15 protein-coding genes are annotated in these 16552 nt (G+C 66.9%); 11 read left to right on the top strand and 4 right to left on the bottom strand.

Annotated elements, in window-relative coordinates; translation table 11 throughout:
- Positions 1-158: 158 nt before the first annotated feature.
- The 6 genes from hsaA (at position 159) to OG300_RS34620 (ending at position 6967) form a co-directional block, all read left to right on the top strand.
- Positions 159-1328, top strand: a complete 1170-nt coding sequence (gene hsaA, locus OG300_RS34645; protein ID WP_405488362.1) for a 3-hydroxy-9,10-secoandrosta-1,3,5(10)-triene-9,17-dione monooxygenase oxygenase subunit — start codon at positions 159-161, stop codon at positions 1326-1328.
- A 4-nt stretch (positions 1329-1332) separates the two neighbouring features.
- Complete coding sequence (gene hsaD, locus OG300_RS34640) at positions 1333-2211, top strand: 4,5:9,10-diseco-3-hydroxy-5,9,17-trioxoandrosta-1(10),2-diene-4-oate hydrolase (RefSeq protein ID WP_405488360.1); 879 nt, start codon at positions 1333-1335, stop codon at positions 2209-2211.
- 2 nt (positions 2212-2213) lie between these two features.
- Positions 2214-3113 (top strand): iron-dependent extradiol dioxygenase HsaC, encoded by a 900-nt coding sequence (hsaC, locus tag OG300_RS34635; RefSeq protein ID WP_405488359.1) that lies wholly within the window; start codon positions 2214-2216, stop codon positions 3111-3113.
- Between the two features lie 22 nt (positions 3114-3135).
- On the top strand, positions 3136-3744 hold the full coding sequence (gene hsaB, locus OG300_RS34630; protein WP_405488357.1) for a 3-hydroxy-9,10-secoandrosta-1,3,5(10)-triene-9,17-dione monooxygenase reductase subunit: 609 nt from the start codon (positions 3136-3138) through the stop codon (positions 3742-3744).
- A gap of 296 nt (positions 3745-4040) precedes the next feature.
- Complete coding sequence (locus OG300_RS34625; RefSeq protein WP_405488355.1) at positions 4041-5939, top strand: ThiF family adenylyltransferase; 1899 nt, start codon at positions 4041-4043, stop codon at positions 5937-5939.
- On the top strand, positions 5936-6967 hold the full coding sequence (locus tag OG300_RS34620; protein ID WP_405488353.1) for a 3-oxoacyl-ACP synthase III family protein: 1032 nt from the start codon (positions 5936-5938) through the stop codon (positions 6965-6967). Before OG300_RS34625 ends, OG300_RS34620 begins: the two co-directional genes overlap by 4 nt.
- Before the next feature lie 76 nt (positions 6968-7043).
- Here the strand turns inward: OG300_RS34620 and dmpG are convergent, their stop codons facing one another.
- The 3 genes from dmpG to OG300_RS34605 are packed head-to-tail and all read right to left on the bottom strand — an operon-like array spanning position 7044 to position 9850.
- Positions 7044-8102: a 4-hydroxy-2-oxovalerate aldolase gene (gene dmpG, locus OG300_RS34615; RefSeq protein ID WP_405488351.1), complete on the bottom strand. Its 1059-nt coding sequence runs from the start codon at positions 8100-8102 to the stop codon at positions 7044-7046.
- Between the two features lie 12 nt (positions 8103-8114).
- Positions 8115-9023 carry an acetaldehyde dehydrogenase (acetylating) gene (locus OG300_RS34610; protein ID WP_405488349.1) on the bottom strand — a complete coding sequence of 303 codons (909 nt, stop codon included), beginning with the start codon at positions 9021-9023 and terminating at the stop codon, positions 8115-8117.
- A gap of 41 nt (positions 9024-9064) precedes the next feature.
- Complete coding sequence (locus OG300_RS34605) at positions 9065-9850, bottom strand: 2-keto-4-pentenoate hydratase (protein ID WP_405488347.1); 786 nt, start codon at positions 9848-9850, stop codon at positions 9065-9067.
- 152 nt (positions 9851-10002) lie between these two features.
- On the opposite strand from OG300_RS34605, the gene kstD reads away from it, so the two are divergent.
- The 4 genes from kstD (at position 10003) to OG300_RS34585 (ending at position 14949) form a co-directional block, all read left to right on the top strand.
- Positions 10003-11709, top strand: a complete 1707-nt coding sequence (gene kstD / locus OG300_RS34600) for a 3-oxosteroid 1-dehydrogenase (RefSeq protein WP_405488345.1) — start codon at positions 10003-10005, stop codon at positions 11707-11709.
- Positions 11710-12045: 336 nt separating this feature from the next.
- Entirely contained in the window at positions 12046-12906 is an 861-nt protein-coding gene (locus OG300_RS34595) for a MaoC/PaaZ C-terminal domain-containing protein (RefSeq protein ID WP_405488343.1), read from the top strand.
- Between the two features lie 130 nt (positions 12907-13036).
- A complete protein-coding gene (locus tag OG300_RS34590; protein WP_405488341.1) occupies positions 13037-13963 on the top strand; it encodes an NADP-dependent oxidoreductase in 927 nt (308 codons plus the stop codon).
- A 53-nt stretch (positions 13964-14016) separates the two neighbouring features.
- Complete coding sequence (locus OG300_RS34585) at positions 14017-14949, top strand: AraC family transcriptional regulator (RefSeq protein ID WP_405488339.1); 933 nt, start codon at positions 14017-14019, stop codon at positions 14947-14949.
- Positions 14950-14962: 13 nt separating this feature from the next.
- On the opposite strand, the gene OG300_RS34580 is transcribed toward OG300_RS34585, so the two are convergent.
- Positions 14963-15997 (bottom strand): AraC family transcriptional regulator, encoded by a 1035-nt coding sequence (locus OG300_RS34580; protein WP_405488337.1) that lies wholly within the window; start codon positions 15995-15997, stop codon positions 14963-14965.
- Between the two features lie 241 nt (positions 15998-16238).
- Between OG300_RS34580 and OG300_RS34575 the strand changes: the two genes are divergently transcribed.
- The gene (locus OG300_RS34575; RefSeq protein WP_405488335.1) at positions 16239-16538 is read left to right on the top strand and encodes a hypothetical protein; all 300 of its coding nucleotides are present in this window, start codon (positions 16239-16241) and stop codon (positions 16536-16538) included.
- Positions 16539-16552: the final 14 nt, after the last annotated feature.

The following is a 16552-nucleotide window of genomic DNA, read 5'->3' as shown; positions in this document are numbered from 1 at the left end:
GCGGCAAAACCCCTCTTGAGGCACATGACGTCAGTTGAAACCGGACACCTAACCGCTGTTCTCGACAGAAATAAGAACGTGTTCTACTCTCAGGACAAACGGCTACCGGTTCCCGAGACCGTCGATCGAATACGCACCAGGCAGGAGCAACTGGCGAGATGACGCAAGAAGTGGTTGAACGGGTCGAGGCGCTGCTGCCTACCCTTCGCGAGCGCGCTCAGCAGGCCGAGGATCTGCGACAGATCCCGGAGGAGTCCATCAAGGACCTCGAGGCCGCCGGATTCTTCAAGCTGCTGCAGCCCAAGCAGTGGGGCGGCTACGCGGCCGACCCCGTCGTCTTCTACGACACCGTCCGCAAGATCGCCAGCGCGTGCGGCTCCACCGGCTGGGTCGCCGGCATCATCGGCGTGCACAACTGGCACCTGGCGCTGTTCGATCAGCGTGCGCAGGAAGAGGTCTGGGGCGAGAACACCGACGTCCGGATCTCCTCGTCCTACGCGCCCATGGGCGCGGGCGTGGTCACCGAGGACGCCACCGGCTACACCGTGAACGGTTCCTGGGCCTGGTCTTCCGGCTCCGGCCACGCGGACTGGGTGGTCGTCGGCGGACCGGTGATCAAGAACGGCAAGCCGGTCGACTTCGGCTCGTTCCTGATCCCGCGCAGCGAGTACCAGATCAACGATGTCTGGAACGTGGTCGGCCTGCGTGGCACCGGTTCCAACACCATCGTGGTCGAGAACGTCTTCGTGCCCAAGCACCGCTTCCTCAGCTTCCGCGCCATGGGCGAGCTGAAGTCGCCGGGCCTGGAGCAGAACACCGATCCGGTGTACAAGATGCCGTGGGGCACCATCCATCCCACCACCATCTCCACCCCGATCGTCGGAATGGCTTACGGCGCTTACGAAGCCCACGTCGAGCACCAGGGCAAGCGCGTGCGCGCCGCCTACGCGGGTGAGAACGCCAAGGACGATCCGTTCGGCAAGGTGCGCATCGCCGAGGCCGCCAGCGATATCGACGCCGCCTGGCGTCAGCTCTCGGGCAATGTCGCCGACGAATACGCCTACCTGCTGCGCGGCGAGGACGTGCCGTTCGACGCCCGCGCCCGCGCCCGCCGCGACCAGGTGCGCGCCACCGGCCGCGCCGTCGCCTCCATCGACAAGCTGTTCGAGGCGTCGGGCGCCACCGCGCTCGCCAACGGCACTCCGCTGCAGCGCTTCTGGCGTGACGCGCACGCCGGTCGGGTGCACGCGGCCAACGACGCCGAGCGCGCCTACGTCATGTACGGCACGCACGCGTTCGGGCTCCCGATCACCGACACGATGGTGTAGCCCTATGACCTCTGTAGACGAGATCACCTTCGAGTCCACCTCGCGCTACGCGCAGGTGCGCCCGGATCTGAAACTGCACTACCACGAGGCGGGCGTCGGCAACGGGCCGACCATCGTGCTGCTGCACGGTGGCGGTCCGGGCGCGAGCTCGTGGTCCAACTTCGCCAAGAACATTCCGGTGCTGGCCAAGGACTTTCACGTCCTCGCCGTCGACCAGCCCGGGTTCGGGCTGTCGGACAAGCCGACCGAGCACCCGCAGTACTTCGTGCACTCGTCCTCGGCGCTGAACGACCTGCTCGACACCCTCGGCATCACCGAACGCGTTCACCTGCTGGGCAATTCGCTCGGCGGTGGCGCGGCCGCCCGCTTCGCGCTCGACTACCCGGACCGGGCGGGCAAGCTGGTGCTGATGGGCCCGGGCGGCCTGTCCACCAACCTGTTCGCGCCGGACCCCACCGAGGGCGTGAAGCTGCTGTCCAAGTTCAACTTCGAACCCACGAAGGAGAACCTGGAGGCGTTCCTGCGGATCATGGTCTTCGACCAGAAGCTGATCACGCCGGAACTCGTCGAGGAGCGCTTCGCCTCGGCGTCGCAGCCGGAATCCCTCGCCGCCACCCGCGCCATGGGCAAGTCCTTCGCCGGAGCCGACTTCGCCAAGGGCATGATCTGGCGTGACGCGTTCAAGCTGCGCCAGCCGGTGCTGATGATCTGGGGTCGCGAGGATCGAGTGAACCCGATCGACGGCGCTCTCGTGGCATTGAAGATGGTGCCGCGGGTGCAGTTGCACGTCTTCGGCGGTTGTGGACACTGGGCACAGCTGGAGAAGTTCGACGAGTTCAACCGCCTGGCAACCGACTTCTTGCTCGGCGTCAAGGAGAAGTGAGCATGAGTATCAAGGCACTGGGCTACATGCGCATCGAGGCCACCGACATGGCGGCCTGGCGCGAGTACGGCCTCAAGGTGCTCGGCATGATGGAGGGCGACGGGCTCAACCCCGACGCGCTCTATCTGCGGATGGACGATTTCGCGGCACGGCTCGTGATCGTCCCCGGTGAGCAGGACCGGCTGCTGGTCTCGGGCTGGGAGGTCACCGACGCCCGTGGGCTGCAGCAGCTTCGGGAGACCCTGGCCAAGGCCGGGGTCGCCTTCACCGAGGGCACCAAGGACGAGCTCGGCGAGCGTCGTGTCGAGGGCATGATCCGCTTCCAGGATCCGGCCGGGAACACGCTCGAGGCGTTCTACGGCGCGCAGTACCTGGGCCGTCGTTTCGTCAGCCCGTACGGCCACAAGTTCGTCACCGCCGAACAGGGCCTCGGTCACGTGGTGCTCACCTGCACCGATGATGCCGCGGCACAGGCGTTCTACCAGGACGTGCTGGGCTTCCGCCTGCGAGACTCGATGCGACTGCCCCCGCAGATCGTCGGCCGTCCCGCCGACGGCGACCCGGCCTGGCTGCGCTTCTACGGCTGCAACCCGCGCCACCACGCGCTGGCGTTCCTGCCGCTGCCCAACCCGACCGGCATCGTGCACCTGATGGTCGAGGTCGAGAACTCCGACGACGTCGGCCTGTGCCTGGACCGCGCCAACCGCAAGAAGGTCAAGATGTCGGCCACCCTCGGCCGCCACATCAACGACAAGATGCTGTCGTTCTACATGAAGACTCCCGGCGGGTTCGACATCGAATTCGGTTGCGAGGGTTTGGAAGTCGAAGACCACTCGTGGATCGCGCGGGAGTCCACGGCGGTCAGCCTGTGGGGCCACGACTTCACCGTCGGTTTCAAGTAGCGAGAACGAGCGGGGCGGCGAGATGACCGGTTTGGAAGAGAACATGACCACCGATGAGTACCCCGTCATCGACGGGCGCAAGTTCCGGAATGTGCTGGGGCAGTTCTGCACCGGCATCACCGTCATCACCACGTTCGATGATCAGGACGGGGTGTCGGCGCCCATCGGCTTCGCCTGCCAGTCCTTCGCCGCCCTCTCCCTCGATCCGCCCATGGTGCTGTTCTGCCCCACCAAGGAGTCCCGCTCCTGGGCCGCGATCGAACGCAACGGCAGTTTCGCCGTGAACATGCTCGCCGAGGAGCAGCAGCCCGTCTGCGCCCGCTTCGGCTCCCGCGAACCCGACAAGTTCGCCGGAATCGACTGGCACACTTCGGAACTGAATCTCCCGGTCTTGGACGGCGCGTTGGCCACCATCCAGTGCACCGTGGCCAACGTGCTCGACGGCGGCGACCACTACATCGTGATCGGCCGAGTCCTGGCCCTGTCGGAGTCCACCACCGACTCCGGCAGGCCGCTGCTCTTCTACCAGGGCCAATACACCGCCATCGAACCCGAGAAGTCCACCCCCGCCCCCTGGCGAGCCGACCTCGAACACTTCCTCACCACCACAACGCTCGACACGTGGCTGTGAGGTTTCGCTCCAGACGCCGCCGCATCGGCTGACAATGTGAAGCGCCCCCGGGGATTTCATCCCCGGGGGCGCTTCACATGTGTGCACAGGCAGTCGCCGCGGACTGTGGGCAGCCTTCGCAGGTATCCGATCAGATGAACTATCAATCAGCGAGTTACCGTCCAGCAAACGCAAATGGTGCGTAGATTAACTACGATAACTCCTTGTCCTGCTGAACATTTCCTGAGGATTCGACGCTGCGTCCGTAGCGTTGGCAACTGTTCAGCACACTTTCATCTAATCTCTGGGAAGGATCCATGCGCGTCTCGATGTCCACCGGATCTCGCATGCCCGTGAACGGGCGCTCGATTCAGGACGAAATCCACGCGGTGCAATGGCATGTTTCGGCGTTACGGGTGCCGCGGGACGGGGACGACCATACCGAGGTGGTGAGCAGACTGCGGGAACTGCGAGCCCGGATTCTCTTCGACCACGGTCGCAGACCGGACTTCCGCGCACCCGACGGCTCACACGTCGACGACCAGGATCTCGATTACGGCGCTTGGCATTTCGTCGCCCGTCGCGAGCCGGATGGACCGCCGCTCGGCTATATCCGGCTGTCCACGCCGGAGACCGGGGAGCTGTTCCAATCCCGTTTCTACCTGGGCGATGATGCCTACCAGCGACTGCTCGCGGACGAGAACACGACGGCCGCGAAGACCTTCGAGCACAGCCGACTGGTGATCGAGCATCGGGCGCGCAAGCTCGGGCTGGGCGCCTACCTGAACGCCGTGGCGATCGGCGCCGCGCACCACCTCGGTGCCGAGCTCATGGTCGGCACCTCCGGCACCCAGGACGGCCAGGACCGTTTCCACGGCCGGTTCGGCTTCCGGCCGGTGCCGGGCACCCGACGCTACACCCGGCAGTACACCGAGGAGGTGATCCTGCTGGTGCACCGGGTCGCGGAGGGCGCCGGGGAGTACACCGACCTGGTGGCCGGAATGTGTTCGCACTTCCCGGAGTTCGCCGCCGAACCCATGGTCCTGCCGCCACCGGGCCCGGCCGACCGCGGCGCCGTGCCGACCGGCCTGCTCTCGGCGGGGGCACCCGACGACGAGGTGTGGCGGCCCGTGCTGTTCGAGCCGGTGCGCGGCGCCGATCGCGCCGCCCTGGCCGACCTGCTCGAATCCGGCACGGTGCGAACGGTTCACGACACCATAGAGGACCAGCTGCGCGAACTGATCGGCTGCCGTGAACCCGGCGGCCGCTTCGACGAGCCGACCTTGGCGGCGAAGGTGGACGATCAGCTGGCCGGGATCGATGCCTGGGCCTACGGCAGCTGGGTCTGGTATCCGTGGTCGGGACGACTGGTGCACCTGCTGCCCCGGGAGGAGTTCCGGCTGGTGCGCACCGACCGCAATCGCGAGAAGATCCAACGGCCGCAACAGCGTCGGCTACTGGCTCACCGGATCGGGATCGTCGGTCTGTCGGTGGGCAATTCCGCCGCGATCACCCTCGCGCTCGAGGGCATCGGCGGCGCGTTCCGGCTCGCCGACTTCGACGAGCTGAGCCTGTCGAACCTGAACCGGCTGCGGGCCGGCGTGCATCACCTCAACGTCGGCAAGGCGGTCATCTGCGCGCGCCAGCTCTTCGAGATCGATCCGTATCTGGACATCGAGATCATGCCGGCCGGACTCACCGCGGAGAACATGGCCGAGTTCTTTCGCGGCGACGGGACGCCGATCGATCTGCTCGTCGAGGAATGCGACACCCCGTACGTCAAGATCGCAGCCCGGGAACATGCTCGCGCCCTGGGCATTCCGGTGATCATGGACTGCAACGACCGCGGCATGCTCGATATCGAGCGCTTCGACCTCGAACCGGATCGGCCCCTGCTACACGGCCGCCTCGGCGACCTCCGGGCCGCGGACCTGCCGACGCTGAGCAGTGCGGACAAGGCCGACCTCATCCTGCGGATGGTCGACGCCGAGCGGATCAGTCCGGAGCTCGCGGCCGCGTTCCCGGAAATCGGCCGGACCCTGAGCAGTTGGCCGCAGCTGGCCTCCGATGTGGCGCTCGGCGGAGCCCTCGTCACCGAGGCCGCCCGCCGCATCCTGCTCGGGCTGCCCTGCGAATCCGGCCGGTTCTACGTCGATCTCGAAACGCTCATCGCCCCCGAGTACAACTCCTGCGCACTCGCGGGCGTGACGGCATGACCGCGTTGCTGGCGGCCGACCGGCCGCAGCCCGACCCGACGCGGATCACGCTGCCGATCATGGTGGCGGGCAGCGGCATCCACCTGCCCGAGACCGTCGTGACCAATGCTCAGCTGGCACAGACGCTCGATACCTCCGACGAGTGGATCGTCGCGCGCACCGGCATTCGCGAACGCCGGAGGCTGGCACCGGAATTGGCGGTTTCCGATATGTGCGGCGCCGCCGCCCGGGCGGCCCTGGACGACGCGGAGATCACCGCGGCCGAACTCGATGCCGTCATCGTCGCGACCTACACCTACGATCAGCCGCTGCCGTCCACGGCGCTGATGGTCAAGGACCGGATCGGGGCGAGCCGGGCGCTGCCGCTCGATATCACCCAGGCGGCGTGCGCGAACGGGATGCAGGCGATCCTGGTCGCCGCGCATCTACTGCACGTGCGCGCCCGGACGGTGCTGATCGTCGCGGCGGACTGCGCGTCGCGGGTCACCGATCCACGCGACCGCACCGCCGGCGTGTTCTTCGGCGACGCGGCCGGGGCCATCGTGCTCACCGGGACCGAGACCCCGGGAGCCGGGCTGCTGTCGTGGGACTTCGGCTCCCAGCTGTCGGATGCCGTGGAAATCCGCGCCGGCGGATCACGTTTGCCGACCAGCGATCGCACCGTCGCGGACCGGGAGCACTATCTGCGAATGGACGGTCGCGAGGTGTGGTCGGTCGCGACGGCTCAGCTGCCCGACAGCATTCGCGCCGCCGCCGGCCGCGCCGGACTGGAGGTGACCGAGATCGATCACTTCTTCCTGCACCAGGCCAACCTCAATATCCTCACCGAGGCGATGGCCGAACTCGAGGTACCGATGCAGCGGGCGCCGGTCACGCTCGACAGCCTCGGCAACACCGGGTCGGCGGGGGTCTTCACCGCACTGCATCAGGTTCGCTCGCAGCAGCGCCTGGCCGCTGGGGACACCTTCCTGATGTCGGCGATCGGTGCCGGATTCCAATGGGGCACACTGTGTTTCCGGCACGGGTAGGGCGCTAGGAACGCAAGGGCCGAAAGCACTACGGGCCGCGACCCGGTTCGGTCGCGGCCCGTAGTGACGGCATGGATCAGGCGGAAACAGTCGCCTTTTCGCGCTGAAGTTCCAGGGCGATGTCGATGAGCTGGTCTTCCTGGCCGCCCACCAGCTTGCGCTTGCCGGCGCGGACGAGCATTTCGGCGGCGGAGACGCCGTAGCGTTCGGCCTGGCGTTCGGCGTGGCGGAGGAAGCTGGAGTAGACGCCGGCGTAGCCCATCATGAGGGCCTGGCGGTCGAGGAGGCATTCGCTCGGCATGGCCGGGCGGACGACATCTTCGGCGGCATCCGTGACTGCGAAGAAGTCGACGCCGGTCTTGATGCCGAGCTTGTCGCAGACGCCGATGAAGGCTTCGACGGGGAGGTTGCCCGCGCCCGCGCCGAAACGGCGTGCGCTGCCGTCGATCTGGGTGGCGCCCGCGCGGACGGCGTAGACCGAGTTGGCCACGGCGAGGCCCAGGTTCTCGTGGCCGTGGAAGCCGACCTGGGCGTCGTTGCCGAGTTCGGCGACGAGAGCCGAGACGCGGTCGGTGACCTGGTCGAGCACCAGGGCACCCGCGGAGTCGACGACGTACACGCACTGGCAGCCCGCGTCGGCCATGATGCGGGCCTGCTTGGCCAGGTTCTCCGGGGTGGTGGAGTGCGCCATCATCAGGAAGCCGACGGTCTCGAGGCCGAGGTCGCGGGCCATGTTGAAGTGCTGGATGGAGACGTCGGCCTCGGTGCAGTGGGTGGCGATGCGGCAGATGCTCGCGCCATTGTCCTGCGAGATCTTGATGTCTTCCTTGACACCGACACCCGGCAGCATGAGGAAGGCGATCTTGGCCTGCTTGGCGGTCTCCGCGGCGGCCTTGATCAGTTCCTGCTCAGGGGTTTTCGAGAAACCGTAGTTGAACGAGGAACCGCCCAGGCCGTCACCGTGGGTGACCTCGAGGACCGGCACACCGGAGGCGTCGAGCGCGCCGACGATGTCGCGCACCTCCTGCACGGTGAACTGGTGGCGCTTGTGGTGCGAACCGTCACGCAGGCTGGTGTCGGTGACGCGGATGTCGAGATCCGCGGAGAAGGTCTTGAGAACGTTCGGATTACTCACTGCCGGAACTCCTTACACCCGAGCCGAGATGATCTGGTTGGCCAGCACTTCACCCACGCGGGTGGCGGCGGCCGTCATGATGTCGAGGTTGCCCGAGTACGGGGGCAGGAAGTCGCCCGCGCCCTCGACCTCGACGAAGATCGAAACCTTCGCCATGCCACCGGAAACCAGCGACGGCTCGTCGAACTGCGGCTCGTTGAGCAGGCGGTAACCGGGCACGTACTCCTGGATGGACTTCTCCATCCGGTGGATCGACTCGGTGATGGCGTCGCGGTCCGCGTCCTCGGGGATGGCGCAGAAGATGGTGTCGCGCATGATCATCGGCGGCTCGGCCGGGTTCAGGATGATGATCGCCTTGCCGCGCTTGGCCCCACCGATGTTCTCCACACCGGCCGACGTGGTCTTGGTGAACTCGTCGATATTGGCGCGAGTACCCGGACCGGCGGACACCGAGGAAACCGACGCCACGATCTCGGCGTACTCCACCGGCACGACGCGAGAAACCGCAGCCACCATGGGAATCGTCGCCTGCCCACCGCAGGTGATCATGTTGACGTTCATCTCGTCACGCAGCGTGTCGAGGTTGACCGGCGGAATCACGGCCGGGCCGACAGCGGCGGGAGTCAGGTCGATGGCACGGATGCCGGCCTCGGCGTACTTCGGCGCGTAGGCCCGGTGCACGTACGCGGAGGTCGCCTCGAACAGCAGGTCGGGCTTCTGCGGCAGCGCCAGCAGCCAATCCGCGCCTTCGGCAGAGGTTTCCAGGCCGAGGCCGCGAGCCCGCTTGAGGCCCTCCGACTCCGGGTCGATGCCGATCATCCAGCGCGGCTCGATGGATTCCGAACGCAGCAGCTTGTACAGCAGATCGGTGCTGATATTGCCGGACCCGACGATCGCGGCGGTGACTTTGCTTGCAGCCACGGCTTTCTCCTACTCGGTGAGGTCAGTGTTCAGTCGGGCGCTTACGCGAAACCCAAATGGACGGAACCGAGTCCGGCGAACTCGGCGATGAATTCGTCGCCCGGGCGGGCGTCGATGGCACGGGTGCAGGAGCCGGGCAGCACGATGTCTCCGGCCTTGAGGCGGACCCCGAACTGGGCGACCTTGCGGGCCAGCCAGGCCACGGCGATGGTCGGATCACCGAGCACGGCGTCCGAGCGCCCCTCGGCGATGACCTCGCCGTTGCGGGTCAGCACGGCATCAATCGTCTTGATGTCCAACTGATCCGGGGAAACCCGCGCCTTGCCGAGCACATATCCGGCGGAGGAGGCATTGTCGGCGATGGTGTCACACAGCCCGATCTTCCACTCCTTGATCCGGGTGTCGATCAGCTCGATGGAGGGGGCATAGGCGACGGTGGCCTTGCGCACATCCTCCTCGGTGCAGTCCTCGCCGGGCAGATCCGCGCCCAGGATGAAGCCGACCTCGACCTCGACGCGCGGGTACAGGAAGCGCCCGGTCTCGACCGGAACGTCTTCGTAGACTTCCATTTCCGCGAGCAGATGCCCGTAGTCCGGTTCGTCGACACCCATCATCTGCTGCATGGCCTTCGACGACAGACCCACCTTGTGGCCCACCACCTTCGCGCCGCCCGCGAACCGCTGCCGCATATTGATCAGCTGGATCTCGTAGGCGTCGACCACGTCGATGTCCGGGTACCGCGCGACCAGCGGATCGATCGGTGTCCGATCCCGCTCGGCCGCCGCGAGCTCGTCGGCCAGTTCCTTGCGAAGCGCGTCGGTCAGCACGCTGTTTCCTTCCATTGGGGGGTACCGGCCGGTGGCCCAGGGGTTACCAGACTAGAAACTGAAACGAGTTTTTGTGAAGAACATCGCTTCAGGAGTCCCATCTGCCAGACCAACATAGACCAAACCAGGATTGATTCTATAACGTGTTCTACATGACTGATCGGGATTACGACGTGGTGGTGGTCGGCAGTGGTGCCGCCGGTATGTCCGCCGCCATCACCGCTGCGCACCACGGTCTGCGCACGGTGCTCATCGAAAAGGCCGCTCATTACGGCGGTTCTACCGCGCGATCGGGCGGTGGCGTCTGGATTCCCGGAAACAAGGTGCTCAAGGCCGCGGGCAAGGGCAGTGACCTCGAAGAGGCGCGAACCTACCTGTACAGCATCATCGGCGATGTGGTGCCCAAGGAAAAGATCGACACCTACATCGACCGCGGCGCCGAAGCCCTCGACTACGTGCTCGACCACTCCGCGCTGAAGATGTGCTGGGTGCCCGGCTACTCCGACTACTACCCGGAGGCACCGGGCGGCAAGGCGGACGGCCGCTCCTGCGAACCCAAGCCGTTCAACCTGAAGATCCTCGGCGACGAGCGCTTCAATCTGGAGCCCGCCTACAGCAAGGCGCCGCTGAACGTCGTCGTCATGCAGGCCGACTACAAGAAGCTCAATCTGATCCGCCGCCACCCGGTCGGCGTCGCCCGCGTGCTGCGCGTCGGCACCCGCTGGGCGTGGGGCAAGGTCACCGGCAAGGCCCTCGTGGGCATGGGTCAGGCGATCATCGCCGGGCTGCGCAAGGGCCTGATCGACGCGAATGTGCCGGTGCTGCTGAACACTCCGCTCACCGGACTGGTGATCGAGAACGGCGTGGTCACCGGCGTCGACGCCGAACAGAACGGCGAGGCGGTCCGCTTCAACGCCAAATACGGTGTGGTGCTGGCCAGCGGCGGCTTCGAGCACAACGCCGACATGCGGCACAAGTACCAGCGCGAGCCCATCACCACCGAGTGGACCACCGGCGCGGCCGCCAATACCGGCGACGGCATCCGGGCGGGCATCGAGGCGGGCGCGGACATCGGCTTCATGGACGACGCGTGGTGGGGTCCGACCACCTTCCGCGGTGAAGGCAAGCCCTGGTTCTGCCTCGCCGAGCGAAACCTGCCCGGCAGCATCATGATCAACACGCAAGGTCAGCGATTCGGTAATGAGTCCGCTCCTTACGTCGAGGCTGTGCACACCATGTACGGCGGCGAATACGGTCAGGGTGAGGGTCCGGGCGAGAACGTGCCGTGCTGGCTGGTGTTCGATCAGCGCTACCGGTCCCGCTACATCTTCGCCGGATTGCAGCCTGGCCAGCGGATTCCGTCCCGCTGGATGGAAAACGAGCTGATCGTCGTCGCCCCGACCGCGGCCGAATTGGCCGCGAAGATCGGCGTTCCCGCCGACAAGCTGGCGGCCACCATCGAACGCTTCAACAGCTTCGCGGCGACCGGCAAGGACCTCGACTACAACCGCGGCGACAGCGCCTACGACCGCTACTACGGCGACCAGACCATCAAGCCGAACCCGTGCCTCAACAAGCTCGAGGTCGGCCCGTTCTACGCGGTCAAGATGGTCCCCGGCGACCTCGGCACCAAGGGCGGTCTGGTCACCGACAACGACGCCCGCGTGCTGCGCGAGGACGGCACCGTCATCGGCGGCCTGTACGCGGCGGGCAACACCTCGTCGCCGGTCATGGGCCACACCTACGCCGGTCCCGGCGCGACCATCGGACCCGCGATCACCTTCGGCTACCTGGCCGCCCTCGATCTCGCCGCCAAGAAGAACAACGGCGCGCAGGTCTCGGCCGAGAAAGCGTCCTGAACCGTCCCAACCCGGTTTCAGGATCGGGTTGGGCGCGAGTCCGGGTCACGTCGAACCCGCGCCCAATCCACCCGCACAGCAAGGAGCCGCTCTGCTCGGCGCTGTCGCGAAATCACAACTGAACAGCCCGGACCACCGCCCCGGAACGCTCTTTCCGGCGGGGGTCCGGGCACCCGAACACCCGATTCCGCGTCCGTCGCACCGCTAGCACCCCGGTGCGCCGGACGCGGATCGTGCCTGCCGCGCCGGGTCCCGGCGAGCGGGCGCACGCTTGCGGGAAACACTTCGCACGCTGGACCATCGGATCCGAAGCGGGATCCCACCGAGGAGTAGTCAATGCCCATCGATCTGAACATCGCGCTCGGCGCGGAACTGCCCGCGCGGGAATTCAGCTGGTCCCCGAGCGATGTGCAAACCTACAACCTGGCGCTCGGCGGCGGTGGCCGCTGGACCGACCCGGCCGAACTGCGCTACCTCGACGACCGCGAGCCGCAGGTGCTGCCGTCCTTCGCGACCGTCGCACCCTCGTTCCACGAGACCGAGCCGCCGCAGGTGAAGTTCCCCGGCATCGACATCGACCTGGCCAAGGTCGTGCACGGCAGCCAGGAGATCATCGTGCACCGGCCGATCCCGGCCTCGGGCAAGGCGACCACGGTCGGCCGCATCACCGAGATCTGGGACAAGGGCAGCAATGCCGTCGTGTGGCGTGAGGACACCGCCACCGGCAGCGACGGCGAACCGCTGTGGACGTCACGCTCCTCCATCTTCGCCAAGGGCGAGGGCGGCTTCGGCGGCGAGCGCGGACCGTCGGCCAAGACCGAACTGCCGGACCGCGCACCGGATTTCGACGTGCTCACCCCCACTCTGACCCAGCAGGCGCTGCTGTACCGCATGTGCGGTGACCGCAACCCGCTGCACTCGGATCCCGAATTCGCCCGCAACGCAGGCTTTCCCAACCCGATCCTGCACGGCCTGTGCACCTACGGGCTGGTGCTGAAGACCGCCACCGATACGGTGCTGGGCTCGGATGTGGCGCGGGTCAAGGGATTCCGCGCGCGCTTCGCCGGTGTCATGTACCCGGGCGAGACCCTGCACTCGCGGATCTGGCAGCAGGACGGCGAGCTCACCATCGCGGTGACGGTCGTCGAGCGCGATGAGGCGCCCGTGCTGGCGGACGTGGTGCTCACTTACGCGTAACTCGCCACAGTCTCTCGGCTGATACGCGTGGATAAAAACTGGAGACTTCAGGCCATTCAGCGTCTCGTTTCGGCGGCATAGCGTGGTTCTCGTTCGGTTGAACGGACAGCCAAGCGAGACGGAGAAGGCAATGCGCGCAGTAATTCAGAAGACCTTCGGCGGGCCCGAGGTACTCGAGGTCGTCGAGACGCCGAAGCCGGAACTGCTATCGGGTGAGGTGCTGGTCCGGGTCCGGGCCAGCGCCGTCAACCCGGTCGATATCGCGGTCCGCTCGGGAGCGTTCCCGCTGCTCGGTCAGCCGCCGTTCGGTGTCGGCTGGGACATCTCCGGTGTCGTCGAGGAGACCGGGCCCGGTGCTCGCTACGAGATCGGCGAGGAGGTCTACGGGATGCCGTTCTTCCCGCGTGCCGCCACCGGCTACGCCGAGTACGTCGCCGCACCCTCCCGGCAGTTGGCGCGGAAGCCCAAGTCGCTCAGCCACATCGAGGCCGCCGCGCTGCCGCTGGCCGCGCTCACCGCGTGGCAGGGACTGGTGGACAAGGCGGGCGTGAAAGCGGGCGACCGCGTGCTGATCCACCGCGCGGCGGGCGGCGTCGGGCACCTGGCGGTCCAGATCGCCAAGGCGCGTGGAGCTTACGTGATCGCCCTGGCCAGCGCGGGCAAGCACGACTATGTGAAGAACCTCGGCGCGGACGAGGTGATCGACTACCGCACAACGGATTTCACCGAGGCGGTGCGCGATGTCGACATCGTCTTCGACTCGGTCGCCGACGGCGCGCGTTCACTTCAGGTGCTGAAGCCCGGCGGCGTGCTGGTCACCATCCTCGAGCATGTGAATCCCGAGCTCGAGCACACCGTCAAGGAGTCCGGCCGCCGCTTCGCCGGTGTCTCGGTGGAGCCGGATTACGCTGCGCTGGAAGCGATCGCGGAACTCGCCGACGCGGGCAAGCTGCGTCCGACCGTCTCCGAGACCCTGCCGCTCGAGCAGGTGGGTAAGGCCCACGAGCTGGTGGCGTCGGGTCAGACCGTGGGCAAAGTGGTGCTGACCATCGAATAATGGCGGTCGGGTCCGGGTTGCACGACAGGGATCCGGAGACGAAGGAGAGCGGGATGGACGTCCTCAGCGAGGCACTGGCTTCGATGCGGACCGGTGCGCCGCATTCGGTGCGCACCGACGGCCGCGCGCCCTGGGCGCTGCGGCTGCCGCCCACCGCGGGCGCGGGATTCCATGTCGTGCTGCACGGCAGCTGCTGGATCTATCCGACCGAGACCAGCACCGAGCCGATCGCCATGGGCCCCGGTGACGTGATCTTCGTGCGTGACGGCTCCGGCCACATCCTCGCCGACCATCCCGATACCCCGCCCGAGATCCCACGCCCCGAGCAGTACACCGGGCACGCGCCGATCGGCGCCCTGCGCATCGGTGGCGACGGTCCCGCCGCCAGCCTGCTGTGCGGCAACTACCACCTCGACGGCCAGCGCCCGCACCCGCTGCTCAAGCAGCTCCCCGAGGTGATCTACCTGCCCGCTCGCCACGGCCGCCATCCGGAACTGGCCGCGGCGATCCAGCTGCTGGGCGCGGAGCTGGACAACCCGCGCATCGGCTCGCACGGCATCGTCCCGGCGCTGATCGACTCCCTGCTGCTCTACATCCTGCGCGCGTGGATAGAGGACCAGCCGCAGACCGATTCCGTCGGATGGGCTGCGGCGCTGCGTGATCCGGCCGTCGCCCCCGCACTGGCCGCGATGCACGACGACCCCTCCGCCGCCTGGACCGTCCAGTCTCTGGCGGACGAAGCGGGCCTGTCCCGCGCTGCCTTCGCCCGCAAGTTCGCCACCATGGTCGGCGAACCCCCACTGGCCTACCTCACCCGCTGGCGCCTCACCACCGCCGCCAAACTCCTCCGCGAGGACGACCTCGCCATCGAAAAGGTGGCCACCCGAGCCGGATACAGCTCGGAGTTCGCCTTCGGCAAGGCCTTCAAACGCGAGTACGGCCTCGCCCCGGGCCAGTACCGCCGCCAATCTCGCGCCGCTGCCTGACGCTCGCGCGCGGTCAGACGCGGGTGGAGACTCGGCCTCGGTTTTCTCGGGCGAATTGGCCGGGGGCCTGGCCCTTCCAGGTGCGAAAGGCGGAGGTGAAGGCGGAGACGCTGGCGTAGCCGAGGCGGATCGCGGCCTGTTCCACCGTCATTCCGGCCATCAGGAGTTCTTCGGCGAGCAGGCCGACGGTTTCGGTGGAGAGTTCACGGAAGGTGGTGCCCTCGTCGGCGAGGCGGCGGCGCAGGGTGCGGACGGAGAGGTCGAGTTCGGCGGCGATGCGGGACTGTTCGGCGATGCCGCCTCGGGAGATGAGCAGTTGGCGGACCTGGCCGCTGATGCCGCGGCGGCGTTTGCGGCGCTGCATGAGTTCGGCGCACTGCTGTTCGTAGAAACGGGCGGTGGCCGTATTCGCCTGGGGCAGTTGCAGATGCTGGAGGCTGGAGGCGCCGGTGACCACCGAGCGGGGTGCGTTGAAGACCACCTCGTCGACGCCGAGCATGGCCCCGAACATCTCGTAGACGGGGTGTGGCGGGAAGGAGACCGCGACCCGCACGATCGGGACGCGCATGGGCATGACGTCCTGCTGGATGGTCCAGATGGCGGCCACGTCGCGTTCGACCGCGAAACGGCGCACCGCGGCGGGTATCCCGGTGTCGTCGCGGACGATGGACACCTCCTCGCCGTCGGAGACGAGTTGGTGGCGGGCGACGGTGAACGACAGGTCGGCGTAGCGCAGCGCCAGATCCACGGCGTCGCGGATGGTCGGACAGCTCATCAGGGCGAAGCCGAGGACGCCGAGACTCGGTGGGTGACACAGCAATCCGGCCATAAGTCCCATACCGGGCTCGTCGCCGACGCCCGCGACCACATTGCGCATCAGCGCGAGCTCCTGCGCGAGGGTGATCTCGGCAGTCGAATCCATCAGATCGCGCTCACCGATTCCGGTGTGGCGCAGCAGTTCCGGGGTGCCGAGTCCACGGCCCACCGCGAACTCCACCAGGAGTGCCGCACTGGTGATGGAACGCAGTCGATCCTGGCCGTCCGTCACCTGTTGATGGTCGCAAACATTCAGCGTGGCAGTGGCCGGAACCGGCGGGGAAGTTGCTGAAAGCGGCCGAAATTCGATTGTTTCTGACCCACACGCCGCTGGCCGAGTAACGTTATCGGACGTACGGTGAATATCTAGCTATCAACTCGATCAGTAGCTGACTACAACCGATAGACATGGAGAAGGTGGACCAATGGCCGCCTGGCAAGTGTTCACGGCCACGCTTGCAACGCTGGTGATCATGGCAATCACGATCATGAGCTTTCATCATCCGCACCACGATCCGGACCGGCTTTCGGTCGAACGGATTCGTGAAAGAATCAACAACGAGCACAACACTCCGGTGCTGGCTACCACCGATCCGTCGGCCTGGTCGCATCTCGCCCCGGATCATGAGCTCGGACTCACCGAGGCCCACCGCACCATGCAGCAGCACCGTCGCTGCGTGGTCGGCGAGTGCGCGCGCAAAGGCGCGGCATTCCGGGCACTGGTCGATGCGGGACGGATCAAGCCGACCCGTATGCCGCCCGCCCTGCAGTAACCCTCGCCCCCACG

It is taken from the genome of Nocardia sp. NBC_00511 (genome assembly GCF_045161165.1).
GTDB lineage: Bacteria > Actinomycetota > Actinomycetes > Mycobacteriales > Mycobacteriaceae > Nocardia.
This window is presented reverse-complemented; position numbering and strand designations above follow the sequence as displayed.